The sequence below is a fragment of the Glaesserella australis genome, assembly GCF_003260095.1.
GTDB classification, from domain to species: domain Bacteria; phylum Pseudomonadota; class Gammaproteobacteria; order Enterobacterales; family Pasteurellaceae; genus Glaesserella; species Glaesserella australis.
The window spans coordinates 229,720-254,942 of sequence record NZ_PTPX01000002.1; the positions used below are offsets into that span (position 1 = coordinate 229,720).

Genomic DNA, 25,223 nt, shown 5'->3' on the forward strand with positions numbered 1-25,223 from the left:
TTTTGATGTGTATTATTAGGAGACAATTTTATGCAGAAGCTGAAAAAATATTCAGAAGTTGCTTTAGCATCTGTTTTGGTTGTTGCATGTGGTGGTGGCGACAACTCATCAAGTCCAACCCCAATTAATAATGGGGTAGCAAGAAATACCGAACTAGAGTCCGCCCCTGTACAGGTCGAGACATTAACGCCATCTTCAGAAGATAACACCTCTACTACGCCGACATCACCTGTGATAGAAACTGTTGATAATTCTAATCCAGAAATTGTCACTCCACCAACCGAAGAGAATAATGTATCTACGTCAGAAAAACCTATTGTTGAAGAGACGACAGATAATTCACTTTCAGAAACGGTAACGCCACCAGCAGAAGAGAATAATGTCGTTCCGCCAGAAAAACCCGTAGTGGAAGAGACAGTAGATAATTCATCTTCAGAAACGGTAACGCCCCCTGTAGAAGAAAACAATGTCGTTCCGTCAGAAAAACCAGTAGTGGAAGAGACAGTAGATAATTCATCTTCAGAAATAGTGACGCCACCAGTAGAAGAGAATAATGTCGTTACGCCAGTAGAAGAAAGCAATGTACCTAAGGCTGAGATAGAGTTATTGTATCCACAAAATAGTATGGGGATAGATGATAGTCATGATTTCCCTGATGTCGCAGTTATTGATGTGGACTTTTCAGTCAATAATGATACAGGGAATGCATTTTTATTTGAAAATGGTCAAAATCGTCTACTTTTAAATTATGGTTCTCCACGTCAGGCAGAAGGGAATAAATATTCTCATGGTTCAATGGCGGCTGGGGTATTTGCAGCAAAAAATAAAACAGCCTATATTTATGGTTATACGGCAAATTCTCACAATATAGTTAGTGCAAGTAACCAATATTATGAAGCAGCTTATGAGCGTGGTGTCCGTATTTTTAATAATTCCTATGGAAATACACCTTTTAAAGACTATTTAAATGAGAAAGGTTGGAAATATTTTGCAGATCGCGGTTTTTATCCTATGTTAGCCAAATGGGCTGCGAAAGACAGTATTTTTGTTTGGGCTGCAGGAAACGATGGCGATAAACATCGCACAGGGCAGAATCTGCATGCGACAACAGAATCTCATATTCCTGTGATCAATGATGATGCCCGTCGTGGTTGGATTACTGTTGCGGCAGTAGATTGGCAGGGACGGCATTTAATGCCTTATTCAAGTCAAATTGGTGAAACAGCAAAAAATTGGGGAATTGCTGCAAGGGGCGATTGGCGTTTATTTGATGATACGGTTCCTGCTCAAGGCACATCTTTTGCTGCTCCTGAAGTGACTGCAGCTGTCGCAAATGTATGGGAGAAATTCCCTTGGATGAGCAACCATCTTGTCACACAAACCATTTTATCTACAGCAAATAAACTAGGCTCGGATGCGGTTACAGATGGTCCAAATGCACAAGTAGGGTGGGGCGTATTGAATGAATCTCGTGCTTTAAAAGGTCCAGCACGATTTGATACACGTTTATTAGTAAATAGCGATAACGGCTTTGTGACAGCAAATTTTGCTCATCGTAATTATACTAACAACGATCGTTTAACTTGGAGTAATGACATTGCAGGTGATGCTGGCTTTAAGAAACAAGGTACAGGTACGCTCTATTTTAGCGGAAATAATAGTTACGCAGGGCAAACTATCATTGAAGAAGGTCGCTTAGCGATTTCTAATGCATTAACCCAGTCGGAAGTGATTGTTGAAAAAAATGGTACTTTACAGGCAAAAAATGATCAAAAATTAGTTCAAATTAATAAGTCGGTAAACAATAAAGGCTCTTTGGAAGTTTATGGCAAAGGCTTAACGATTCATGAAAATTATACGGCAGATCGAGATGCACGAACGGTGATTGACATTCATACGGCAACCCTTGATGTAAAAGGCACCGCAGATATGCAGAACTCTCGCATTTTAGCGCATGTTGAAAATATTGATGGCGTTCCTACGCAAGCTGAACAAGCGAGAACGATTTTAAAAGCGGGGAGATTAGAAAATTATCAAGGCTTTTATACGATTTCAGATAAGATTGCCCCTTATATTGAAGTCAAAAGTGTGACAAAAAAAGATAATCAGGTAGATGTCACCTATAAACGTAACCAAACAGAATATGTGCTAAGAAGTGTTGGCAATGTTTCCCGCAGTGCGTCAAATACGGGGAAAAATCTTGATAAAGTGCTAGATGAAGTCGCGGTAAATAAAAATAGTCCAATTAAGTCAGATAGCATATCCATTATTACGGCAACGCCTTTGGCTGTAGCACAGACGGTGGATTCACTCTCGGCAGAAATTTATGCGTCTTCCCAAAATCTAGTTTTAAATGAAAGCCGAGCTTTTAATGAGCAGATTGCAAATCAGGCGGTTAATACAGAGAAGAGCGAAGTTTATGCATCAACTCATCATAGAGCATATTCTCTTTCTCAGAAAGGCTATGCAAATGCGGAGACTAAAGGTCATCAAAGCCATGTTGGTGCAACATATAAAACGGAAAATGGATTACTAGGACTTGCCGTTTATCAGAGCCGACAAAAATCGGAATTTGATGATAGTGTCGGAAATACCAAGCTAAAACAGCAAGGTGTTTCTATCTATACTGGGTATGATTGGGAGAATAGTTATCTGTTAGCTCAATTTGGCATGGCGAATGCTAAACAGCAGGTTAAACGTCAGATCTTGATTCCAAATAGCCCAAGAAATATCAATACGGATTTCAATGCGAGACTATATGGTTTTTATGGTGAAGTAGGGCATCGTTTCAAATTAAATTCGACAGAAATCAGTCCATTTATTGGCTACCAATTTGATTCTATTTATCAAAAAGCCTTTAATGAAGGGAAAAATTTCGGGATTCAGGCAAACCGTTCTCGCTACCATCTTCATAGCTATCTTGCGGGCGTCCGAGCTACAGTAGAATTAGGCAATCTGAGTATAAACGGTTCATTAACACATCGTTTTACACCAGATGTATCGAATACTTTTGGCTTTAAAGCTCGTTATATTGGGGCAGAGAGTGTGGCGGATATTCAAGGTATTTCTCCTGCAAAACATATTACGACAGCAAAACTTGGATTAAATTATCAGTTTACGCCAATGTTTGCTTTATATAGTAGTTATGGCATATCACGTCAAGCAGATGAAACACACCATGATTTAAGCATTGGACTCAAATATCGTTTCTAATTTGCAAAAAATCTTGCAGAACTGACCGCTTGTTTGCATTCATTGCTTGTCGAATTGGGGCTTTTGGACTATCATCCTACCCCAATTACATTGATATAGATTAGCCCGATTTTTCGGGCTTTACTTATTTTGAAAAGAGAAACAGATGGCAAGAGAATTTTCAAGAGCCGATCGTGTAGCCCAAGAGCTACAAAAAGAGATCGCAATTATTTTACAACGTGAAGTGAAAGACCCGCGTATTGGTATGGTGACGGTATCTGATGTTGAAATCAGTCGTGATCTAGCTTATGCCAAAGTGTTTGTCACTTTCTTATTTGATAGTGATGAGAGCGCGGTAGAACGTGGTTTAGAAGGGTTAAATAAAGCGTCGGGCTATATTCGTACGCTCGTTGGTAAGGCAATGCGTTTACGTATCGTGCCTGAATTACGTTTTGTTTACGATCAATCCTTAGTTGAAGGTATGCGTATGTCAAACCTTGTTACTAATGTGATCCGTAAAGATCAAGAACGCCACGTTGAAGAAGAGTAACAATGGGCAGACCAAAGAAAAAAGGGCGTGATGTTCACGGTGTGTTTTTGCTCGATAAATCGCAAGGCGTAAGCTCCAACGATATTATGCAGAAAGTAAAACGCCTGTTTAATGCCAATAAAGCAGGGCATACAGGGGCGTTAGATCCGCTTGCAACGGGCATGTTGCCTATCTGTTTAGGTGAAGCGACGAAGTTTTCCCAGTTTTTATTGGATTCCGATAAACGTTATCGAGTGATAGCTAAATTAGGCGAGCGTACGGATACATCAGATGCCGATGGTCAGATTGTACAAACCCGTGATGTTCAAGTTGAAGCTGCACAAATTTTAACGGCTCTTGATGCGTTTCGTGGCGATATTTTGCAAGTGCCAACGATGTTTTCAGCATTAAAACATCAAGGTAAACCCCTTTATGAATATGCAAGAGCAGGGATAACGGTTGAGCGTGAGGCTCGTCCGATTACCATTTTTGAGTTGCTTTTTATTGACTACCAAGCCCCCTATTTAACCCTAGAAGTGCATTGTTCCAAAGGGACTTATATTCGCACACTGATTGATGATTTGGGTGAAAAGCTAGGCTGTGGCGCCCATGTCACTATGTTGCGTCGTTTAGCGGTTGCAGATTATCCTGCTGATAAAATGATGACATTAGCTGATTTGCAAAATTTAGCTGAAAACAGACCGCTTGTAGAGCTTGATACGCTTTTACTACCGATGGATAGTGCAGTCTCTCGTTTGCCATATCTAAATTTAACTGAAGCGCAAACTAAAGCGGTAGGATTTGGTCAAAGAGTCAAGTTTGAAAATAATGAGCGAATTTATGGACAAGTACGCCTATTTTCTGATGAAAATCAGTTTTTGGGTGTGGCAGAAATTCGAGAAGATAATGTGATTCGGCCGAGTAGAATGGTCAATTTATAAAATAATATAGTTTAAAAAATGAAGAAATATTTAGCATTTCCGCTTGCTTGTTTATTATTGGCAAGCTGTTCAAGCCATAATTATCCTAAAATGGCTTTAGATGCAAAATACCCTAAAGAGAGAACGTTAAATAATTTTAATGATTATGTGGTATTTTTAAAGCAGAAAGCAGCAAATGAAGGTGTATCAGATAATGTGTTAAATTCACAGTTTAATATTCAATACATCGAACGTGCGGTGGAGCTTGATCATGAACAAGCCAATCGCCGTCGCGATCCAAATTTACCGCCGTTACCACCAAATCCTAATGGCGTAACTAATTATCTCAATAAAACCTTAACGCAAGCAAAAGTAGATGCTGCTGCAGAGCGCTGGTGGCAATATCAGCCACAACTCACAAAAGCAAGCCAAAAATACGGTGTTCAGAAAGAGTATATTATGGCGCTTTGGGGCATGGAGAGCAGTTTTGGACGCTACCAAGGGAATTTTGATGTACTTTCTGTGTTAGCCACACTTGCCTTTGATGGTCGCCGTGAAAAACTCTTTACCCAAGAGTTTGTAAATGCCATGAAGATGCTAGAGAACGGTACGCTTAATCGTGCTGAAATGAAAGGCTCTTGGGCGGGGGCGATGGGACAAACCCAATTTATGCCAACCTCTTATTTAAACTATGCCGCCGATGGCGATAGTGATGGTAAAAAAGACATTTGGACAAATCAGTATGATGCGTTTGCCTCAATTGCAAATTATCTTTCAACGGTAGGTTGGGATGATAAATTACCATGGGGCGTTGAAGTTAAGCTTTCTCAACCGATTGATTTATCTTTCTCGGGTATTGAAGATAATAAAGCGAAAACATTGGCGGAATGGCAAGCTTGGGGAGTTTATTTAGCCTATCCAAATGCCCAAGAAACCACAAAATTAAATGCGTTACGTTCGACTAAATTATGGCTCGTTCGCCCTGACAAAGAAGTCGGCAGAGCATTTTTAGTCTCTAATAATTTCCGTACGATCTTGGATTGGAATAAATCGAACAATTTTGCGGTGAGTATTGGAAAGTTTGCGGATAGAATTTTACAAAGTTCAGAATAAAGCTTATAGCTCTTAAGAGTCAAAAGCTTAAGAACGCCTAAGAAAGTGAGAGTTTCTCTAAAAAACCGTGTTAAAACTTTATTAGATCGTTTTAACACGGTTTTTTATTATTATTTCTGCTTAGTTTTTCTTTATTGTCAGAGACATTAAATTGTTTGAAGTATTTTCATTAATATGAATCTGACACTGATGTGTGTGACACAATAGAAAAAAATCTTGTAGCAGAGATTCGCTATTTAAGATGATATCTAATTGCTCATTTCTATGTAATTTTTCAATTGCCCTTTTCGCCATTAAAAGGGGAATAGGGCAACGATAATTAGAAAGATCGAGTAAATAGTTCATCAAATACGACGGCGATCTGCCATAATTTGCCCGATAGCATTAAGCTCATCTAGGCTTAAATGCTCACGCCCGAGTTCAAATAGCGGTTCTTCAATGGCGATATGTTGGTCGTAACCTGCCACAAAACGCTTGATCAGATCCGCATCAATCTCGTTACGTTCGCCATTGAGCAGAGCGACTAATTGAGCAGACAATTCGTCCCAGTTGCGATGAAGTTCAATATGTTGAGCTTCAAGCAAATCCACTTCCGTTTGTGCTTCAGGGCGTTGTTTGATTAACGCAGGGAAAAAATCTTTTTCTTCGTCATCGTGGTGAAGCGGTGCGGATTGATTGAAATAGTTCAAAATCTGTTGCACATCATTTTTCACCGCCTGATTGACACCATTTTTGGCTAGATAGTCAGGTAGCAGTTGTAGTTGGCGACAGAAATCTTTCACTTTGCCGTGGCAAGCGTAAAGCATTTCAATTGGTTCGTCCCATGTTACCAATTTTTGTGGAGTTAAATTAAGCATTTTCACTCTCTTTAGCTAATTGTAATGGCGGTACTTCCTTGCCGATACGTTGATAAAATTCGACCACAAAATCATCAAAACGATCTTCATCAATCGCTTGACGGATTTCTGCCATTAAGCGTTGGTAGTAGCGTAAATTGTGAATGGTGTTCAATCTTGCCCCTAAAATTTCACCGCATTTGTCTAAGTGGTACAAATAGGCTTTGGTATAATTTTTGCAGGTGTAGCAATCACATTCAGGATCAAGCGGTGAGATGTCGTTGCGATATTTCGCATTACGGATTTTAACGATACCGTTGGTCACGAATAAATGTCCGTTACGTGCGTTACGGGTCGGCATTACACAGTCGAACATATCAATACCACGACGTACGCCTTCAACCAAATCTTCAGGCTTGCCTACGCCCATTAAGTAGCGTGGTTTGTCCGCTGGAATTTGTGGGCAGACGTACTCTAAAATGCGGTGCATATCTTCTTTGGGTTCGCCCACTGCTAAACCGCCGACCGCATAACCGTCAAAGCCGATTTCAACCAATTTTTCCACTGACACTTTACGCAATTCTTCATACACACCGCCTTGAATAATACCGAACAGTGCATTTGGGTTTTGCAATTCATCAAAGCGATCACGGCTACGTTTCGCCCAGCGGAGCGACATTTCCATTGACTGTTTGGCATAGTCGAAAGTCGCAGGATATGGGGTACATTCATCGAAAATCATCACAATATCAGAGCCGAGATCGTATTGAATTTCCATTGATTTTTCAGGGGAAAGGAACACTTTTTCGCCACTGATTGGATTTTGGAAATAGACGCCCTCTTCTTTGATTTTGCGTAATTTGCCTAAACTAAACACTTGGAAACCGCCCGAGTCGGTGAGAATAGGCCCGTGCCACTGCATAAAATCGTGCAGATCGCCGTGCTGACGCATAATCTCTTGACCTGGACGCAGCCATAGGTGGAAAGTGTTGCCAAGTAGAATTTGTGCACCCGTTTGGGCGACTTCTTCAGGGGTCATTCCTTTTACCGTGCCGTAAGTACCGACAGGCATAAAGGCAGGGGTTTCAACGTGGTATTCGCCCTTTGGACGAGAAAAGGTCAAACGCCCACGACGAGCGTTTCCGTTAGTTTTTTTAAGTTCGTATTTCATTAAAGCCTCGAATAAACAGTTCAAGTAAAAGAAATATTCTACCTTATTTTATGTAATAAACCCATAAGGTAAGATAGAATTGTAAAAAGAAAGAGACTGAAGTGGGTTAGCATTGTTGCTAATTTACTTCAGTCCTTATTTAAATATGAAATTACTGTACGGTGTTCAATTATTCAAATAATGCTGAATGTAATGCACGAATCACTTCATCTGCTTCACTATTTTTAACTAAAGTACAAACGTTATTAGGGCTTGCACCATAGCTAATTAAGCGGACATTATATGGTGATAAAGTTGTAAAGAGTTGTTTGCCAATACCTGCTTGGTCATGTAGGTTGTTACCAATGATGGCAACTAAGGCTAAATCACCTTCTACTTTTACGTTACAGTGTTCACGTAATTCTGCTAAAAGTTCTTCAGATAACATATCAGCCCCAGAAGATGCAGAACCCGTTTTATCTAGCGTTAATGCAATGCTGACTTCAGAGGTGGTAATGACATCTACTGAAATTTTGTGTTTCGCTAAAATTGCAAACACTTTCGCTAAAAAGCCTTGTGCGTGTAGCATGCTTAAGCTTGAAAGTGTTACTAAAATTTGGTTACGGCGCAAAGCTAGTGCACGGAAAGTTGGGCGTGGTTGTGGATCACGTGTTACCCAAGTTCCTCCTTGTTCAGGTGCTTTACTTGAGCCCACATATACTGGAATATTGCTACGTACTGCAGGTAATAATGTTGCTGGGTGTAATACTTTTGCACCAAAGGTTGCCATTTCTGCTGCTTCACTAAAGCTCATAGTATCAATACGTTGTGCTGCAGGAACAACGCGTGGATCTGTGGTATAAATCCCAGGTACATCTGTCCAAATTAACACATCATTGGCATTCAATACTTCAGCAAGAAGTGCTGCAGAATAGTCACTACCACCACGGCCTAAGGTTGTTGTTTTACCTTCATCATCACGACCAATGAAACCTTGTGTAATCACCACTTTACCTTCAGCAATTAATGGTTTAATCACGGCATCTGATTGTGCCTGAGTTTTTGCATCATTTGGGGCTGCTTTACCATAGTGATTATTTGTTGCCACAACAGTGCGCACATCTACCCAAACAGCTGGGAAGTTACGCTCTTTCAAGAGTTGCGTAAAGATCTTAGTAGACATCATCTCACCATGACAAATTAATTCATCTGTGAGTGCTGCAGATGTAGCAAGGCTTGCAGATTCAGCAAGTGCAGTAATATGATTTAACAATGCATCTATTTCTGCAGAAACGGCTTCAGGTTGTTGTAATTTATCAATGATATTGTATTGAATAGCACGTACAGCAGTTAAAATTTCTGCACGACGTGTAGCATCACAACCATTTGCAAGTTCAACTAAAAAATTAGTGACGCCTGCAGAAGCAGATAATACAACAACTCGGGTATTTGTATCTGCAATAACAATATTGGCACAAGCTGTCATTGCATCGAAATTTGCAACACTAGTTCCACCAAATTTGGCAACAGAAAGATGAGACATATAAAAATTTCCTATATAAGATAAATGTGTGTTTACAAATAGGGTGGAATAAGAGATAGGAAATTGAAATGAGTTACTTTTGGTTTGTTTACAACAAATTTAAGAGCACTCCGTTTAATTTTATTAAACGACAGCTGATAGGATTCAACCTGCTCAGCCGATGATCATTCCAGTCTAGTGAATTCACACCTCGGCAATCACTCCCATTACTTATCCTCAAACGGTCTAGTTCCCTAAGATAAGCTACCTGAGTGTTGCACCTCTCCCGCTATAATTTGCACTATAACTTTCTTTCGCAATTGGCGAAAAACGTGTATAGAAATAACTTTTTCTTATAGTAATGTCAAATATAATTTATGTTATAGGTAAAATTTATTATCAAGTGGATAAACTCTATACAAAATAAGAGTCAGGGGGGGATTTTGCTTTTCCCAAGCGGTTAAATTAGAATAGAAATTTGCAAATCACCTTTATTTAGGAAAGTAAAATGAAATTTATCAACAGTCTACTGCTCTCAAGCCTTGTCGCTTTTTCAGCCACTGCTATTGCAACCCAATGGGAACAAATCCGTACGCCTGTGGAGGGGAAAGCACAATCTATTGGTGGATACAGTAACGGTTGTATTATTGGGGCGAAGCCTTTGGCGTTAAAGGGCGAAGGCTATCAGGTGATCCGTTCGGTGAAAAACCGCTATTATGGTCACCCACAGCTACTTAGCTATTTGCAAACCTTAGGGAAAAACGCCAAAGCGTCAGGTATTCCGCCGATTTTGATCGGGGATATGGGTATGCCTGCTGGTGGGCGTTTTTCATCGGGACACGCCAGTCACCAAACGGGGTTAGATGCGGATATTTGGTTGCGTTTTGGTCCTATGGACGATGAAACCGCTCGCAATCCAGCTGGGCTTGCGACCATTATGGTTGATCGCAACACCAATGTGGTTGATGAACGTTTATGGACGAATAATCATACAAAACTGTTGAAATTAGCGGCGTCCGATCCCCGTGTGGATCGCATTTTCGTTAATCCTGCGATTAAAGTGAAACTCTGTCACACTGCTGGCACAGATCGAAACTGGTTGCGTAAAATTCGTCCGTGGTATGCTCACGACTCACATTTTCACGTTCGTTTGACTTGCCCTGCAGATGCAGCAAATTGCGAAAATCAAGCCCCTGTTCCTGCTGGAGACGGCTGTGGCGAAGAGCTTTATTCGTGGTTTGAACCTGCACCACCATCAACAACAACCCCAAAAGCGAAAACCATTCCACAACCACCGCAGTTGTGCCAAATGATCTTATCGTCACAAGGTTTGTAAACGGTTTATGCGTCTGTTTATCGCAGAAAAGCCTAGTTTAGGGCGAGCCATTGCTGATGTGTTGCCGAAGCCCCATACTCGTGGGGACGGTTTTATTCAGTGTGGCGAAGATAATGTGGTAACTTGGTGTATCGGGCATTTGCTTGAGCAAGCGGAACCCGATGCCTATGATGAACGCTTTAAAATGTGGCGAATGGAGCATTTGCCGATCATTCCTGAACAGTGGAAACTTATTCCGAAAAAAGAGACGCTCAAACAGTTTAAAGTGGTGGAGCGTTTGATTAAGCAAGCGGATATTTTGGTAAACGCTGGCGACCCTGATCGTGAAGGGCAGTTGCTCGTGGACGAACTGTTTGGCTATCTCAACCTTGCCCCTGAACGCAAAGCCCAAATTCAACGCTGTTTGATTAGTGATCTCAATCCAAACGCCGTCAAAAAAGCGATTGATAAATTGCAATTTAATCGAGATTTCATACCGCTTGCGACATCGGCATTGGCTCGAGCAAGGGCGGATTGGCTGTATGGGATCAATATGACCCGAGCCTATACGCTACAAGGGCGTTGGGCTGGTTACAAAGGCGTGTTATCGGTTGGACGGGTGCAAACGCCCGTGTTGGGGCTGATTGTACGGCGAGATCTGGAGATCGAGCATTTTGTGCCAAAAGATTATTTTGAAGTGCTTGCCAATGTGGTAGTGCCTGAAACGCAGGAACGCTTTCAAGCCCAGTGGCAGCCGAGCAAAGCCTGCGAAGATTATCAAGATGAAGACGGGCGAGTGCTATCTCAAGCGTTGGCTGAAAATGTGGTAAAACGTATCACTCAACAGACCGCTTGTGTAGCAGATTATCAAGACAAACTTGAGAGCGAAACCGCCCCTTTGCCCTATTCGCTGTCGGCGTTGCAGATTGATGCCGCTCGCCGTTTTGGGCTGTCGGCACAAGATGTGCTAGATATTTGTCAGCGACTTTATGAAACGCACAAATTGATCACTTATCCCCGTTCGGACAATCGTTATTTGCCAAACGAACATTTTGCGGAGCGGTTTAAGGTTATGGCAGCGATAGCCCATCATCTGCCTGAATATGCTGAAAAACCCGAAGTGCTTGATCCAAATAAGAAAAATCGCTGTTGGAACGACAGCAAAGTTGAAGCCCACCACGCTATTATTCCGACATCTCGTCAAGGGCAAGTGAGTTTAACCCAAAACGAACAGCGGATTTATCAGCTGATCGCTCGGCAATATCTGATGCAATTTTGCCCTGATGCTGAATATCGCAAAGGCAAAATTGTCTTGACCATTGCAGGCGGAACCTTTGTGGCACAAGCTCGCAATTTAGTTGTGGCTGGCTGGAAATCTCTATTGGGCAAGGAAGATAGCGATGAAGTGATTGAGCCGTTGTTGCCTGTGGTGAAAAAAGATCAACAATTATGGTGTGAAAGCGGTGAGATCGTCAGCAAAAAAACGCAACCGCCACGCCATTTTACCGATGCAACTTTGCTGTCGGCAATGACGGGGATCGCCCGTTTTGTGCAAGATAAACAGCTCAAAAAAGTGCTACGAGAAACAGACGGCTTAGGCACGGAAGCGACTCGGGCAGGGATTATTGAACTGCTGTTCAAACGTGGCTTTCTCGTCAAAAAAGGCAGAAACATTCACAGCACAGAAGCAGGGCGAACCTTAATCAGTGCTTTGCCTGATGTTGCCACACAGCCCGATATGACGGCTCACTGGGAAATGCAATTGACCGACATCAGCAAAAAACAGGCAAGTTATCAACAATTTATGGCAGATTTAAACCAACGTTTGCCGAGTTTATTACGTTCCCCAAATCAGCAAATTTTGCAAAATTTGGCGAAGATCACACCGCTTACCACGAACGGTAAAAGCGGTTATCGTAAAAAAGCGCTACAAAATGTTGAAAAATAAACCGAATACACCGATTTTTGTAAAATCCACTTGCAAGGAAAAGTAAAGATAGCTATCATTCACGCCATCGAAACGAATTCCGCTCAAGCGGAATTTTATTTTGAACAGATTAAAGAGAAAACAATGTTAATTAATGTACTTACGATTGCCTATCTTGTTGTTGCAATCCTACTTGTTGGCTTTATTTTAATGCAACAAGGGAAAGGTGCAGATGCTGGTGCTTCATTTGGTGCTGGTGCAGCTGGAACGGTATTTGGTTCAGCAGGTTCTGCAAACTTTTTGTCAAGAACAACAGCAATTTTAGCGATTATCTTCTTTAGCATTAGCCTAGTTATCGGCAACTTAAACTCACAAACTGCCGCACCAAAAAGCCAGTTTGAAGATTTAAGTGGTGTAGAGCAAAAACAACAAGTTGCTCCAGCTAAAACAGAAAACAGCGACATACCGCAATAATATCAAATTTACGCTCTGGTGGTGGAATTGGTAGACACGCTATCTTGAGGGGGTAGTGTCCAGAGGATGTGCGAGTTCGAGTCTCGCCCAGAGCACCATTTAACCTTTTTTAGCTTATCGCAAGCTAACGCAAAAGTAGAGAAAAGCCTTGAAAATCAACGTTTCAAGGCTTTTTTGCTTATCGTAGCCTTTCGCCGTTTATCGTATCAATTCAGAGATTTTTGTAACACGTTTTGTAACACGGTTTTATAATTCGATTTGTGTGTTACAACAGATTTTAAAGGGGGAAATCTATGCCAAAAATTGTACGACCACTTTCAAAACTTCAAATCGATAAAGCTAAGCCAAAAGAAAGAGAATATTCTCTCCCTGACGGGCAAAATCTTTACTTAAGAATAAAAACTTCGGGCCGTAAAGCGTGGGTGTTTAACTATCAAAAACCTGTCACCAAACAAAGAACAAATTTGACTATTGGTGATTATCCTGCGGTTGAAATAATAGAAGCTCGTGCTAAACGAGATGAATATAACGCTTTGCTTGCTCAAGGGATTGATCCACAGGCAGAAAAGCAACGCATACAGGAAGAAACAGAAAGCCGTTCTAGAGATACTTTTTATTCTGTCGCTGAAAGTTATTTCAATGGGATTTATCAGCAAAAAGCCAAAAATCCAGAAATAAGAAAGAAAAACTGGGCCAGGCTAGAAAAGCATATTTTTCAGCATATCGGGCATCTCCACGTTTCAGAAATCAAAGTCAAGATGCTGGTTGAAATCTATGAGAATTTTGCTGAATACAGCAATACATTGAAGAAGCTGCATCAATTAATCGGGGCGATTATGGATCACGCTGTTACTAAAGGTGTGATAGATAGCCATAACTGCAAGCTAGCTATTAAGAATTTTTACATTAAGCCGTCAAAACCTAATCCAACGATAAAAATAGATGAATTAAATGATTTATTTAACGATCTCAATCAGGCTAATTTATCAAAGCAAACTTACCTTTTAATTTGTTGGAGCTTTCTTACTGCACTTCGTCCTAATGAAGCAGTAAATGCCCAATGGAATGAAATCAATTTTGACGAAAAATTATGGTATATCCCCAAAGAGAGAATGAAAGGGCAAGAAGATAAAAAACGCCCCCATATCGTGCCTTTATCTTCTCAAGCACTTCAATTACTCGAGATAATGAAAATACACTCAGATTCAAGCCCTTATATTTTTCGCGGCAGAAATTCAATCAATCAGGCAATGAGTAACGCCACAGTAAACACGGCATTAAAAAGAAATGGATATAAAGATAGATTGACCGCTCACGGCATACGGGCATTTATAAAAACATTTCTAGCATCAAAGAAAGTTGATCGCAATGTATCAGAGACTATTTTATCTCTTTGCTAGAAAGTGGAGACGATTTGGAAAACACTTACAACCGCTACAACTATTTAGAAGAGCGAAAGCCTGTAATGCAGATGATCGGCGATTATTGCGAACAATGCGGAATGATTTTGGAGTTAGAATAAAATAAAAAAAAGCGAAAAAAATTTTTTTTACTTTTTAGTCTTTACTCTTCACAAAATCGCATTTTTATTTTTAAAATCAATTAGTTATGTTAAAAAGGTATTCGCCTTTGTATTAATCATCTGTTCACCTTTTTAGGTTAAGAGTGACAAAAAAGCGGGGTTTCCCCCGCTTTGTTAACTGAATATATCTGCTTTGAATTGCTCAAAATCTTTAAAATGAATGTTTGTTCGCCTACCGTGTTTGGTGCTTTTCTTCAGAAATTCGTGTTTATTCTTATGCTGTTTTAAAGCCTGTTCAATACTAGATACAAAAGTATTTAAACCTAGCTCCCTGATGTTGAATGCACTTGTATAGGCTAAATAAGCGGGGTAAATGTGCGTATGTATTCTTGCTGAGTTCATCGACGCTGTACCAATAAATAGCCCGTTTGCTTGCTCTGATGTGTAGAAATACTCAAAAAAAGCAGTAAGTGGGTCTGAGACTATTTTAATCTCTAACGCTTCCTGACTGTTTTTTTGCTCTTCAAGTGCAATTTTTGCGTCTTGTGGAGTTGAAAACGCACTCAAAACTTTTCGGATAATACCGCCTATTTCTAATACAATTTTTCCCATAAAATCAGGATCTCGTTTATCTTCAGGGATAACACTCGAAAAATGAAAATTCACTAATCTACGCTCAATACCGCCATTTCTTTCTGTCCAAGAACAAGGCTGATTATTAACTAGCATAATGAGAGCGGGGATTTTTACATCAAAAGGATCTTTGTAATTGTATCTAACTCTAATAGTGTCTCCGCCACTAATGGTTTTTAATTCTCCGCTATCACCACCATATTTAGACTGCTCAGGGCATATAATCAACCTTTTATTCTCTAAGCCTGCTAGTCCCCTTTCATCATCAAGGTTTTCCAGTTTGCTCGATGCTGTGTTCTTTTCACCAGCTAATAGCGTAGCAATACTCGCAAATACAGATTTCCCGCTCCCACCTTTCCCTGTCGCCTGGAAGAATAGTTGCCAGTTATAGCGATTAGTCAAAATCGCATACAACGCTGCTAAAATGTTTCTAGCTTTGTTTGGATTACCATCTGAGACAAAAGCAAGCCATTGATTAAAATGCGGTGTTTCTGTTGCTCGATCATCATAATCGTATGGAATACAGGCTTTTAACCAATTCAAACGGTTATGTGTTTCAAATATCAGCGTATTACGATTTAGCACGCCATTATTGAAAGCGATAAAATCCGCTGAAGGCTCTGCCATTTTAGGTAATTGTAACTTAAGCTGTAGAAGATCAGACTTAATCTGACAAATCACTCTAAAAGTGAGAGTTTCCCGTTTAGAATATGAGTGCAAAATTCAATCTAAACAAAAAAGGAAACTCTCATGTTTTATTCTACCAATCACCGCTGCCGATATGCTCAATGATAAGGTGTTGCCTTACTTTGAAAGCCAAGGTTTGCCGATGTTACGTATCTTGACGGACCGTGGAAGTGAATATTGCGGTAAGGTAGAAAATCATGATTATGAGCTTTATTTAGCGATAAACGATATTGAACATAGTAAAACAAAGGTGAAGCATCCTCAGACAAATGGTATCTGTGAACGCTTCCATAAGACAATTTTGCAAGAGTTTTATCAAGTGGCATTTCGGAATAAAATTTATACTGATTTAGCGACATTGCAAGCTGATTTAGATGAATGGTTGATGTATTATAACCATCATCGAACCCATCAAGGAAAAATGTGCTGTGGAAGAACTCCGATGGCAACTTTACTTGATGGGAAACGAATTTGGGCAGAAAAGAATTTAAGCTCAAATTAATCTGGCAAGCACTGTAATTTTAAACGGGGACTGTCAGATTGGGTTTGTTCTTCTACATATTAAAGCAATCATTTTCTCTATTAAGCCTATCTTTTTCATTTAATGACAACATTTGTTGTCCAACTTCAAGCGGATAATTGCCAAAAGTCATGTATGGATAAAAATTTATCCATACTCATGAAAAAAGTTACTTTACTCAGGTCTTATTCCTAGTGTATGGCAAATCGCGTAGCTAAGTTCAGAACGGTTTAGTGTGTAGAGATGGAAATCTTTCACGCCTTCTTTTGAAAGGATTTTTACCATATCCATAGCAATGCTTGCACCCACAAGATTTCGTGTAGTTTGGTCATCATCTAGTCCCTGATACATTTTACTCATCCAACTTGGAATTTTGACATTGGTAATTTTTGCCATTTTCTCAAGTTGTTTGAAATTAGAGACTGGTAAAATGCCTGGTACAATTTCTACATCAATGCCGATAGTCGCACAGCGATCGCGGAAGCGTAGATAGCTGTCAATATCAAAGAAAAATTGCGTGATAGCACGTGTAGCACCCGCGTCAATTTTCTGTTTAAGATAGAGCAAATCGGATTGAGCAGATTTTGCTTCGGGGTGTACTTCAGGATACGCTGCAACAGAAATTTCAAAATCCGCTACATCTTTTAAGAGCTTAACTAAATCTGATGCGTAAAAAGGTTTTTTGTTATATCCAGGCGGTTCATCGCCACGGAGAGCAACAATATGACGAATACCGCTATCCCAATAGTCTTTAGCAATCTGACGAAGTTCTTCTGGTGTTGCATCAATTCCTGTTAGATGTGGTGCTGCAATAATCCCAGTCTCTTGTTGAATTGTTTTAACAATTGAATGTGTACGATCACGCTCTCCAGAATTTGCCCCATAAGTTACTGATACAAATTTAGGCTTTAATACCTTTAAACGATGAATAGAATCCCAAAGTAACGTTTCCATTTTTTCATTTTTAGGTGGAAAAAATTCGAACGATACATTTATTTTACCATTTAGGTCAGCGACACTTTGATTTAAAAGGTCAATTTCTCTTGCGTAACTCATACTCTACTCCTGATGAGAGTGCTTAGTGGGGTTGTATAATGTTTAATTTGCATACTGAACGCCTTTGTAATTTTTTTGTTTAGACGTTTAGATGTCTAAATTCTAAAGAGAGTGCAATATGATGTCAATTTACTTATTCCGCTTTTTATATGAAATTTATTCATCATTCATAAAAAAATTTTAGGGATTAGCATTAAAAATTTGATTAACATCAAGCCATAAAGTGCCATAACTGCTACAATTCACTCCGTTTCATATTTATTTTTTACTTGGAAAGTTATTATCTATTGCTATGTATTTTGAACGGATTTCAGCTCAAAATGGTAAAAAATTGGCAGTGATAACCCATTTTTTACATCAAAATGAACTCACTCTGGATTCGCACATTGAGCAGTTTGTGGTTGCGTTTAATGAGCAAGAACAAATAGTGGCTTGTGCGGGTTTATCAGGCAACATCATTAAATGTGTTGCGATAGACGAGCGATGTAGGGGAGAGGGGATTGCTCTTAAATTAGCCACTGAAATCATCAATCTTGCCTATGAACTCGGGCGTTCAAAACTTTTCATTTATACCAAACCTGAATACGAAATTCTGTTCACTTCTTGCGGTTTTTACCCTATCTCAACAGCTTATCCTAACGTCGTCTTACTTGAAAACAGTGCCACTCGCTTATCAAAACAGTGTCAAAAATGGCGTGAATTGCGTGTTCAAGGGGATAAAATCGGGGCTATCGTAATGAATGCGAACCCATTTACGCTAGGACACCGCTATCTTATTGAACAAGCTTTAGCCCAATGCGAACATCTTCATCTGTTTGTCGTAGGGGAAAACGCTTCACAATTTTCTTATTCAGATCGTTTTCAGCTTGTTGAACAAGGCATTGAGGATTTATCTCGCATTACCTTACATTCAGGTTCTGACTATATTATTTCCAGAGCGACTTTTCCCAATTACTTTTTAAAAGATAAAGGGCTAACGGACGATCTTTATCTTGAACTCGATCTCAAACTTTTCCGCCAGCGTATTGCACCAGCCTTAGCCATAACCCACCGCTTTGTGGGGACCGAGCCATTATGTGCCGTGACCGCTGAATACAACCGAAAAATGCATTATTGGCTGACTGAAGCAGAAATGAATGAGCCAACAATCGAGGTAGTTGAGCTGGAGCGTAAAATGTATCAAGACGAACCGATTTCAGCATCAAGGGTTCGCCAATTATTGAAAGAACAAAAGTGGGATGAATTAGTACATTTAGTCCCCCAAACGACGTTTCATTTTTTAACTCAAATGAAGCCAAATTGAATTTTATTAAATTAGAGGAAAATACAATGAAGATAACGAAATCTGCAGTTGCAGGTACGCTTGAATCAAGCGATGCGTTGATCCGTATTGAGCCTAACACATCGGGTGTTGAAATTGAAATCAACAGCTCGGTAGGCAAACAGTTCGGAGATGATATTTTGGCAACGGTACAAGCGGTCTTATCCGACTTATCTGTTACCAATGTGCAGGTGATTGTCGAAGACAAAGGGGCATTAGATTGTGTGCTAAGAGCAAGACTTAAAGCGGCACTAATGCGAGCGACAGACGAGACGATGAATTGGGAGGCGATCCTATGAAATTAAGACGTAGTATGTTGTTTGTGCCAGGTTCAAATGCGGCGATGATTAGCAACAGTTTTATCTATAAACCTGATTCGATTATGTTCGACCTTGAAGATGCCGTTGCGTTAAAAGAGAAAGATTCGGCTCGTTTATTGGTGGCTCACGCGTTACAACACCCACTTTATAAAGAGATGGAAACGGTTGTGCGTGTAAATCCGTTGGATTCTGAGTTTGGTTTGTTAGATCTCAATGCGGTTGTGCGTGCGGGCGTTGATGTGGTGCGTATGCCGAAAACGGAAACGGCACAAGATGTGATCGATATGGATCGTGAAATTACGTCGATTGAGCAGGCTTGTGGACGTGAAGTAGGTAGTACCAAAATGTTGGCGGCGATTGAATCGCCATTGGGCATTACTCAAGCTAACCAAATTGCGACAGCATCTCCCCGCTTGATCGGAATTGCATTGGGGGCGGAAGACTATGTGCGTAATTTGAAAACAGAACGTTCGCCAGAGGGCATTGAATTACTCTTCGCTCGTTGTTCGATTTTACAAGCGGCTCGTGCAGCAGGTATTCAAGCCTTTGATACGGTCTATTCCAATGCCAATAATGAGGAAGGTTTCCTACAAGAAGCGGCATTAATTAAACAACTTGGCTTTGATGGCAAATCGTTAATCAATCCACGTCAAATTGAGCTACTACATAATTTATTTGCACCGACACAAAAAGATGTGGAGCAAGCAAGAAAAATTATTGATGCCGCAGAAGAAGCGGAGCAACAAGGGCTTGGTGTGGTGTCGTTAAACGGCAAAATGATCGATGCACCAATCATTGAACGTGCAAGATTAGTGCTTGAACGTGCGAAATCAGGTATTCGTGACGAGTAAGGGGAACAGCAATGACAACAAGAGAACAACGTGTAGCACAATTTGCAGAAAATCGTAGCAATCTATCCGCTTACCAAGCAGTGCCAAAAGCTGAATCATTAGTTCGAACGGCAAAAGACCGCAAATTATGTGCATCTTTAGAAGAAGCGATTAAACGTTCAGGCTTAAAAGATGGAATGACGGTCTCTTTTCACCACGCGTTTCGCGGCGGCGATTTCGTGGTGAATATGGTGATGAATAAAATTGCTGAAATGGGATTCAAAAATTTAACGCTCGCTTCTAGCTCATTAATTGATAGCCACTTCCCGATTATTGAACACATCAAAAATGGTGTGGTGCGTAAAATTTATTCTTCAGGCTTGCGTGGTAAATTAGCGGATGAAATTTCCAAAGGTATCCTTGAAGAGCCGGTCAATATCCATTCGCACGGTGGACGTGTGCATTTGGTTAAAAGTGGTGAGTTAAAAATTGATGTGGCCTTTTTAGGTGTGCCTGCTTGTGATGAGTTCGGTAATGCGAACGGTTATAGCGGTAAAAGCAAATGTGGTTCTTTAGGTTATGCCCGTGTCGATGCCGAATTTGCGGATAAAGTGGTGCTATTAACAGAAGAATTAGTGACCTATCCACATCACCCAGCAAGTATTGCACAAGATCAGGTTGATTTAATTGTGCAAGTAGAACAAGTCGGCGATCCGAAAAAGATTGGCGGCGGTGCAACGCGTATGACCACTAACCCGCGTGAGCTTTTAATTGCCCGTAAAGCTGCTGAAGTGATTTTTGCTTCAGGCTATTTCAAAGACGGTTTCTCGCTACAAACAGGTTCAGGCGGTGCAGCATTGGCGGTAACTCGTTTCCTTGAAGATAAAATGCGTAAGCAAAATATCACCGCAAGTTTTGCGTTAGGCGGAATTACATCAAGTATGGTGGCGTTACACGAAGCGGGATTGATTAAGAAGTTAATCGATGTACAAAGTTTCGACAAAGATGCCGCTGAATCACTGGCTCGCAATCCAAATCATATTGAAGTTTCTGCAAACCAATATGCAAACTTTAGCTCCAAAGGGGCTTCTGTTGAGCGTTTAGATGTGGTGATTTTAAGTGCATTAGAAATTGACAAACACTTTAATGTGAACGTGTTAACAGGTTCTGATGGCATTATTCGTGGGGCTTCAGGCGGTCACTGTGATACGGCTGCATCTGCTCAAGTGGCGATTATTGTGGCTCCGCTTGTGCGTGGACGTATTCCTACGGTAGTGGATGAAGTGATCACTTGCGTTACACCAGGCGAAAACATTGATATTTTAGTGACCGATCACGGTATTGCGGTCAATCCAAAACGCCCAGACTTGATCGAAGCCTTGCACAATGCAGGTATTGAGACCTTTACCATTGAGCAATTAATGGAAAAAGCCTATGCGATTACAGGGAAGCCAAAAGCGATTGAGTTTACTGATAAACCAGTGGCAGTGGTGCGTTATCGCGACGGCTCGGTGATCGATACTGTGTATCAGATTAAAGAGTAAATAAGACGGCAAAAGAGTAGAACGGCAAAAAGAGTGAAGCTAATGAATTTATCCTTAAAAGGCACTGAAATTTCGCTAGAGCAGTTGTTAGCTGCCCGTGAAGAACGGATGTTGTTGCAACAACGCTGTTTGCAACAATATGGGCAAACGGTGCTATCGGTCACTTTATTAGCCTGTGGTGCGGTCAAGAAAAACTCGTTACTCGATCACCTTTTTGCAAAATGTTTGGCTCATCTCACCGCTTTGTTTTCGCAACTTTCGCTCAAACCAACGGAGGAGTTTATTCGCCCGTTAGAGACGGGACACGAAGCCCTGTTTGTGTTACCGATAGATGCAAAAACGCTTAAACAAGCGGTGATTTCCCTTGAAGAAAGTTCGCCTTTAGCTCGTTTGTGGGATATTGATGTGATTGATTCAACAGGGAAATTACTCAGTCGCAGTGAATTTGGCTTCAACGCTCGTCCTTGTTTGCTTTGCAGCGATGATGCAAAACAGTGTGCCAGATCTCGCAAACACGCCATTGGCGATATTTTAGCTGAAATGCAACAGCGTGTTTTGGCAGATGAGATTGCCGAGCGAGTTTCTGAAGCGTTGTTAGAAGAAGCGTATTTAACCCCAAAAGCTGGTTTGGTTGATCGTGTTAGCAATGGATCTCATCAGGATATGGATATCCACACTTTTGAAGCCAGTAGTTACGCACTACGTCCGTTCTTCGCTCAGTTTGTTAGAAAGGGTATCGCAACATCAACCCTTGAAACATCGCAAATTTTAGCCCAAATCCGCCCGCTTGGTTTACAGGCGGAACAGGCAATGTTGCAGGCAACAGGCGGGGTGAATACGCACAAAGGGGCGATTTTTGCTTTTGGTTTAGTCTGCTGTGCTATCGGACGATTATTTGCTCAACAACAGCCATTTACTCTTGAAGCCATTTGCGAGTTAGTCAGCCAATTTACGCAAGGCTTAACGCAAGAGTTGCAACATTACCCTGAAAACTTACCGCTTACGGCGGGGGTAAAATTGTTCCGACAGTTCGGTTTAACAGGGGCAAGGGGCGAAGCTGAGCAAGGCTTTCCATTAGTCAGAATGGGCTATCAATGGCTGAAAGCTCAACCACAAAGAGCGTGGCAACATCAGCTTCATTTGCTGTTGTTACAACTAATGGCGAAAAATCAAGACACCAATGTAGTTCATCGTGGGGGAATGGCAGGATTGGCATTTGTGCAACAGACAGCAAAAGCACTCTTAGCCGATTCACAAATTTATCAAGATCAACATTATTTGGAGCAGAAGCTTCACGAGTTTGATCTCGCTTGTATTGAACGACATCTCAGTGCTGGCGGCAGTGCAGATTTACTTGCACTTACTATTTTCTTTTATTCATTTCTTTTATAGAGGTACTTAAAATGGCTTTATCTAAAGTCCAAAAATTAGCGGTTTTGGTAGCGATACCGACAATCGTCTTTTTATTGCCTGCACCAGAGGGACTTTCTCTGATTGCGTGGCGTTTATTCGGAATTTATTTGGCGACAATTGTTGGGCTAGTGATTAAGCCTTACGGTGAACCCGTTATTTTGCTTGCTGCGGTGGCAACATCGGCGGCGGTGATCGGTAATACCGAAGGGGCAACAGATCTTGTCAAAATCAGCCAAACTCTTGCGGGTTATCAATCTGGTACAACTTGGTTGATTTTCACCGCCTTTACGCTAAGTTCTGCTTTTGTGATTACGGGTTTAGGTAAACGTATCGCTTACCATATGATCGGTTGGATGGGTAGCACAACTTTACGTTTAGGCTATGTCACAATGTTTTTAGACTTGTTGCTCTCACCAGCAACACCGTCAAACACAGCACGTGCAGGGGGGATCGTATTCCCAATCATCAACAGTATTGCTGTTGCACTGGGGTCTGATCCTGAAAAAAGCCCGAAAAAAGCGGGTCGCTATCTGTTAATGAATGTATATATGGTCGTAAAAACAACCAGTTATATCTTCTTAACGGCAATGGCTCCAAACGCATTAGCGTTATCGTTAATGGCACCGATTTTAGGTTTTGATATGAACTGGATTCAGTGGTTCCTTGCGGCATCTGTTCCAGGCTTACTCTGCTTATTTATCATTCCATTTATCTGCTACTTAGTTTCACCACCTGAATTAAAACAGGTTGATAACAAAGAAATTGCTCGTAAAGGTTTGGAAGAATTAGGTCCAATGAGCTTCCGTGAAAAAGCATTAGCGGTATTATTCGTGGTTGCTCTTTTCTGCTGGATCTTTGCTGATGCCTTAAATGTCAATGCAACTACTGTTGCACTTGGTGTAATGGTACTTTGTATCGTATTAAACGTTGTTGCTTGGGACGACATTCGCAAAAACAAAGCGGGCTGGGATACATTAATTTGGTACGGCGGTATCATCGGTATGTCAGGTGCGTTGGAAAAAGCGGGCTTCTTCAAATGGTTAGCGGATGTACTTGGTCAAGTAATGAACTTCGACAATCACGGTACTATCGCATTACTCGCGATTTTAACCACTAGCGTTGCAGTACGTTATTTATTCGCATCAGGTGGTGCTTATGTAGCGGCAATGGTTCCTGTTTTTGCAACAGTAGGTAAGGTTGCAGGTGCGCCAGTAGAATTATTAGCATTAGGCTTATTATTCTCTAACTCTTACGGTGGTTCTGTTACGCACTACGGCGGCGGTCCGGGTCCAATTACTTTCGGTGCGGGCTATAACGATATCCGCTCGTGGTGGATTGCAGGGGCAATTATCGCTTTCGGTAGCTTAATTATTCACTGCACAATCGGTATTGCGTGGTGGGAATTACTCTTTAGCCTTGAGTGGTTATCGCCAGCAAAATAGTCTGATTATTTTATGTAATATCTTATAAATAGAGTAAAAGGGTATGTTATTTCAACTAACATACCTTTTTGATTTAATACTAAGAGAGCAAAAGACGATGTTTACCAGAGTAAATAGTCGTTTTTCCTTTACGGGTAAAAGCGAGTAGGGTGAAATTATTATCGAGAGCCATATTTACTGCCATTTCTGTTGTTGCAGAAATCGCACAGAGCATTTCGATTCCACAGGCTAAACATTTTTGCACCATTTCAAAACTGGCTCGGCTAGTGACAAAAACGAATCCGAGAGGTTGGTCTGCTTTGGCGTGCCAACCGAGTAGTTTGTCGAGAGCAACGTGTCGTCCGACATCTTCTCGAATGGCTAATAATTTTCCTTCAGGAGAGAAAAAGGCAGCAGCATGGCTTGCGCCCGTAAGCTTTGACAGCTGTTGTGCTTCTTCAAGTTGTGCTAAACACCCATCTAAAATTATCGGATCAATATCAAACAAGCGGTTAGATTGTAAGAAATTTTTAAAATTTTGTTGCACTTGTTCAAGTTGTTCTACACCACAAATACCGCACCCTGTTCTCCCAGCCATAGAACGGCGTTTCTCTTTGAGTTGGGTAAATCGCCGAGTGGAAATTTCCATTTGGATTTCAATACCGTGGCAACTGTCTACAATCTCTAAATCGTAGAGATCATTTTTGTGGTTTAAGATACCTTCTGCAAGGGAAAAACCGAGAGCAAAATCTTCTAAATGATCGGGCGTACACATCATGACAGTATGAGAAATACCGTTGTAAACAAGGGCAATAGGCACTTCTTGAATAAGGTTATCCTGTTGAAATTGTTGTTGTAGAGAACCTTTCTCAACAAGAAGTCGTACGACATCAAATTTTGTGATCTTATTCACACTATTCCTCTGATTTTTTGTTTAATTTAGTAGTTTATTTTGTTAAAAAAATGTATCATTCGCAC

General features: G+C 40.8%; 20 protein-coding genes, 1 tRNA gene, 2 pseudogenes and 1 riboswitch. Of the genes and pseudogenes, 16 read left to right on the plus strand and 7 right to left on the minus strand.

Annotation, left to right across the window (positions count from 1 at the left end):
- The first annotated feature begins 30 nt into the window (after positions 1-30).
- From C5N92_RS01805 to C5N92_RS01820, 4 genes are all read left to right on the plus strand, one after another.
- The gene (locus C5N92_RS01805; protein WP_111749172.1) at positions 31-3,213 is read left to right on the plus strand and encodes a S8 family serine peptidase; all 3,183 of its coding nucleotides are present in this window, start codon (positions 31-33) and stop codon (positions 3,211-3,213) included.
- A 145-nt stretch (positions 3,214-3,358) separates the two neighbouring features.
- Positions 3,359-3,742, plus strand: coding sequence for a 30S ribosome-binding factor RbfA (gene rbfA / locus C5N92_RS01810; RefSeq protein WP_005713730.1), 384 nt, complete (start codon positions 3,359-3,361; stop codon positions 3,740-3,742).
- Positions 3,743-3,744: 2 nt separating this feature from the next.
- Complete coding sequence (gene truB, locus C5N92_RS01815) at positions 3,745-4,662, plus strand: tRNA pseudouridine(55) synthase TruB (protein ID WP_111749173.1); 918 nt, start codon at positions 3,745-3,747, stop codon at positions 4,660-4,662.
- 18 nt (positions 4,663-4,680) lie between these two features.
- The gene (locus tag C5N92_RS01820) at positions 4,681-5,754 is read left to right on the plus strand and encodes a lytic murein transglycosylase (protein ID WP_111749174.1); all 1,074 of its coding nucleotides are present in this window, start codon (positions 4,681-4,683) and stop codon (positions 5,752-5,754) included.
- Positions 5,755-5,874: 120 nt separating this feature from the next.
- On the opposite strand, the gene C5N92_RS01825 is transcribed toward C5N92_RS01820, so the two are convergent.
- The 4 genes from C5N92_RS01825 to lysC all read right to left on the minus strand — a co-directional run bounded on the left by C5N92_RS01825 (position 5,875) and on the right by lysC (position 9,283).
- Positions 5,875-6,099, minus strand: a complete 225-nt coding sequence (locus C5N92_RS01825) for a sulfurtransferase TusA family protein (RefSeq protein ID WP_111749175.1) — start codon at positions 6,097-6,099, stop codon at positions 5,875-5,877.
- Complete coding sequence (locus C5N92_RS01830) at positions 6,099-6,611, minus strand: hemerythrin domain-containing protein (protein ID WP_111749176.1); 513 nt, start codon at positions 6,609-6,611, stop codon at positions 6,099-6,101. The genes C5N92_RS01825 and C5N92_RS01830 overlap by 1 nt, the downstream gene beginning before the upstream one ends.
- Positions 6,604-7,761 carry a tRNA guanosine(34) transglycosylase Tgt gene (tgt, locus tag C5N92_RS01835; RefSeq protein WP_111749177.1) on the minus strand — a complete coding sequence of 386 codons (1,158 nt, stop codon included), beginning with the start codon at positions 7,759-7,761 and terminating at the stop codon, positions 6,604-6,606. The genes C5N92_RS01830 and tgt overlap by 8 nt, the downstream gene beginning before the upstream one ends.
- A 169-nt stretch (positions 7,762-7,930) precedes the next feature.
- The gene (lysC, locus tag C5N92_RS01840; protein WP_111749178.1) at positions 7,931-9,283 is read right to left on the minus strand and encodes a lysine-sensitive aspartokinase 3; all 1,353 of its coding nucleotides are present in this window, start codon (positions 9,281-9,283) and stop codon (positions 7,931-7,933) included.
- 95 nt (positions 9,284-9,378) lie between these two features.
- Positions 9,379-9,556: riboswitch (Lysine riboswitch) on the minus strand.
- Between the two features lie 214 nt (positions 9,557-9,770).
- Between lysC and mepA the strand changes: the two genes are divergently transcribed.
- From mepA to C5N92_RS01865, 5 genes are all read left to right on the plus strand, one after another.
- Positions 9,771-10,598, plus strand: a complete 828-nt coding sequence (gene mepA, locus C5N92_RS01845) for a penicillin-insensitive murein endopeptidase (RefSeq protein WP_111749179.1) — start codon at positions 9,771-9,773, stop codon at positions 10,596-10,598.
- A gap of 7 nt (positions 10,599-10,605) precedes the next feature.
- Entirely contained in the window at positions 10,606-12,525 is a 1,920-nt protein-coding gene (locus C5N92_RS01850; RefSeq protein ID WP_111749180.1) for a DNA topoisomerase III, read from the plus strand.
- A 123-nt stretch (positions 12,526-12,648) separates the two neighbouring features.
- On the plus strand, positions 12,649-12,978 hold the full coding sequence (gene secG / locus C5N92_RS01855) for a preprotein translocase subunit SecG (RefSeq protein WP_111749181.1): 330 nt from the start codon (positions 12,649-12,651) through the stop codon (positions 12,976-12,978).
- Between the two features lie 12 nt (positions 12,979-12,990).
- A tRNA-Leu gene (locus tag C5N92_RS01860) sits at positions 12,991-13,076 on the plus strand.
- Positions 13,077-13,271: 195 nt separating this feature from the next.
- Positions 13,272-14,378 carry a tyrosine-type recombinase/integrase gene (locus C5N92_RS01865; RefSeq protein WP_238138432.1) on the plus strand — a complete coding sequence of 369 codons (1,107 nt, stop codon included), beginning with the start codon at positions 13,272-13,274 and terminating at the stop codon, positions 14,376-14,378.
- Between the two features lie 296 nt (positions 14,379-14,674).
- On the opposite strand, the pseudogene C5N92_RS01870 reads toward C5N92_RS01865, so the two are convergent.
- Positions 14,675-15,781 (minus strand): annotated as a pseudogene (locus C5N92_RS01870) (DNA primase family protein); the annotation flags it as partial.
- Between the two features lie 115 nt (positions 15,782-15,896).
- Here C5N92_RS01870 and C5N92_RS01875 point away from each other — a divergent pair.
- Positions 15,897-16,322: pseudogene (locus tag C5N92_RS01875) on the plus strand (integrase core domain-containing protein); the annotation flags it as partial.
- Between the two features lie 192 nt (positions 16,323-16,514).
- Here the strand turns inward: C5N92_RS01875 and metF are convergent.
- Complete coding sequence (gene metF, locus C5N92_RS01880) at positions 16,515-17,396, minus strand: methylenetetrahydrofolate reductase (RefSeq protein ID WP_111749182.1); 882 nt, start codon at positions 17,394-17,396, stop codon at positions 16,515-16,517.
- A gap of 292 nt (positions 17,397-17,688) precedes the next feature.
- Between metF and citC the strand changes: the two genes are divergently transcribed.
- Genes citC through C5N92_RS01910 form a run of 6 tightly spaced genes read left to right on the plus strand, consistent with a single transcriptional unit; the run spans position 17,689 to position 24,266 of the window.
- The gene (gene citC, locus C5N92_RS01885; RefSeq protein ID WP_111749183.1) at positions 17,689-18,699 is read left to right on the plus strand and encodes a [citrate (pro-3S)-lyase] ligase; all 1,011 of its coding nucleotides are present in this window, start codon (positions 17,689-17,691) and stop codon (positions 18,697-18,699) included.
- Between the two features lie 26 nt (positions 18,700-18,725).
- On the plus strand, positions 18,726-19,016 hold the full coding sequence (gene citD / locus C5N92_RS01890) for a citrate lyase acyl carrier protein (protein WP_111749184.1): 291 nt from the start codon (positions 18,726-18,728) through the stop codon (positions 19,014-19,016).
- A complete protein-coding gene (citE, locus tag C5N92_RS01895) occupies positions 19,013-19,888 on the plus strand; it encodes a citrate (pro-3S)-lyase subunit beta (protein WP_165827740.1) in 876 nt (291 codons plus the stop codon). Before citD ends, citE begins: the two co-directional genes overlap by 4 nt.
- A gap of 11 nt (positions 19,889-19,899) precedes the next feature.
- Entirely contained in the window at positions 19,900-21,411 is a 1,512-nt protein-coding gene (gene citF, locus C5N92_RS01900; RefSeq protein ID WP_111749185.1) for a citrate lyase subunit alpha, read from the plus strand.
- A gap of 42 nt (positions 21,412-21,453) precedes the next feature.
- Positions 21,454-22,803: a triphosphoribosyl-dephospho-CoA synthase CitG gene (citG, locus tag C5N92_RS01905; protein ID WP_111749186.1), complete on the plus strand. Its 1,350-nt coding sequence runs from the start codon at positions 21,454-21,456 to the stop codon at positions 22,801-22,803.
- Positions 22,804-22,814: 11 nt separating this feature from the next.
- Positions 22,815-24,266 (plus strand): anion permease, encoded by a 1,452-nt coding sequence (locus C5N92_RS01910; protein ID WP_111749187.1) that lies wholly within the window; start codon positions 22,815-22,817, stop codon positions 24,264-24,266.
- A gap of 79 nt (positions 24,267-24,345) precedes the next feature.
- On the opposite strand, the gene fdhD is transcribed toward C5N92_RS01910, so the two are convergent.
- On the minus strand, positions 24,346-25,158 hold the full coding sequence (gene fdhD / locus C5N92_RS01915) for a formate dehydrogenase accessory sulfurtransferase FdhD (protein WP_111749188.1): 813 nt from the start codon (positions 25,156-25,158) through the stop codon (positions 24,346-24,348).
- Positions 25,159-25,223: the final 65 nt, after the last annotated feature.

What these genes read in the sequence shown, in the direction of transcription:
- C5N92_RS01805 (WP_111749172.1), top strand. Translation starts at nt 31, where the DNA reads ATGCAGAAGCTGAAAAAATATTCAGAAGTTGCTTTAGCATCTGTTTTG.
- rbfA (WP_005713730.1), top strand. Translation starts at nt 3,359, where the DNA reads ATGGCAAGAGAATTTTCAAGAGCCGATCGTGTAGCCCAAGAGCTACAA.
- truB (WP_111749173.1), top strand. Translation starts at nt 3,745, where the DNA reads ATGGGCAGACCAAAGAAAAAAGGGCGTGATGTTCACGGTGTGTTTTTG.
- C5N92_RS01820 (WP_111749174.1), top strand. Translation starts at nt 4,681, where the DNA reads ATGAAGAAATATTTAGCATTTCCGCTTGCTTGTTTATTATTGGCAAGC.
- C5N92_RS01825 (WP_111749175.1), bottom strand. Translation starts at nt 6,099, where the DNA reads ATGAACTATTTACTCGATCTTTCTAATTATCGTTGCCCTATTCCCCTT.
- C5N92_RS01830 (WP_111749176.1), bottom strand. Translation starts at nt 6,611, where the DNA reads ATGCTTAATTTAACTCCACAAAAATTGGTAACATGGGACGAACCAATT.
- tgt (WP_111749177.1), bottom strand. Translation starts at nt 7,761, where the DNA reads ATGAAATACGAACTTAAAAAAACTAACGGAAACGCTCGTCGTGGGCGT.
- lysC (WP_111749178.1), bottom strand. Translation starts at nt 9,283, where the DNA reads ATGTCTCATCTTTCTGTTGCCAAATTTGGTGGAACTAGTGTTGCAAAT.
- mepA (WP_111749179.1), top strand. Translation starts at nt 9,771, where the DNA reads ATGAAATTTATCAACAGTCTACTGCTCTCAAGCCTTGTCGCTTTTTCA.
- C5N92_RS01850 (WP_111749180.1), top strand. Translation starts at nt 10,606, where the DNA reads ATGCGTCTGTTTATCGCAGAAAAGCCTAGTTTAGGGCGAGCCATTGCT.
- secG (WP_111749181.1), top strand. Translation starts at nt 12,649, where the DNA reads ATGTTAATTAATGTACTTACGATTGCCTATCTTGTTGTTGCAATCCTA.
- C5N92_RS01865 (WP_238138432.1), top strand. Translation starts at nt 13,272, where the DNA reads ATGCCAAAAATTGTACGACCACTTTCAAAACTTCAAATCGATAAAGCT.
- metF (WP_111749182.1), bottom strand. Translation starts at nt 17,396, where the DNA reads ATGAGTTACGCAAGAGAAATTGACCTTTTAAATCAAAGTGTCGCTGAC.
- citC (WP_111749183.1), top strand. Translation starts at nt 17,689, where the DNA reads ATGTATTTTGAACGGATTTCAGCTCAAAATGGTAAAAAATTGGCAGTG.
- citD (WP_111749184.1), top strand. Translation starts at nt 18,726, where the DNA reads ATGAAGATAACGAAATCTGCAGTTGCAGGTACGCTTGAATCAAGCGAT.
- citE (WP_165827740.1), top strand. Translation starts at nt 19,013, where the DNA reads ATGAAATTAAGACGTAGTATGTTGTTTGTGCCAGGTTCAAATGCGGCG.
- citF (WP_111749185.1), top strand. Translation starts at nt 19,900, where the DNA reads ATGACAACAAGAGAACAACGTGTAGCACAATTTGCAGAAAATCGTAGC.
- citG (WP_111749186.1), top strand. Translation starts at nt 21,454, where the DNA reads ATGAATTTATCCTTAAAAGGCACTGAAATTTCGCTAGAGCAGTTGTTA.
- C5N92_RS01910 (WP_111749187.1), top strand. Translation starts at nt 22,815, where the DNA reads ATGGCTTTATCTAAAGTCCAAAAATTAGCGGTTTTGGTAGCGATACCG.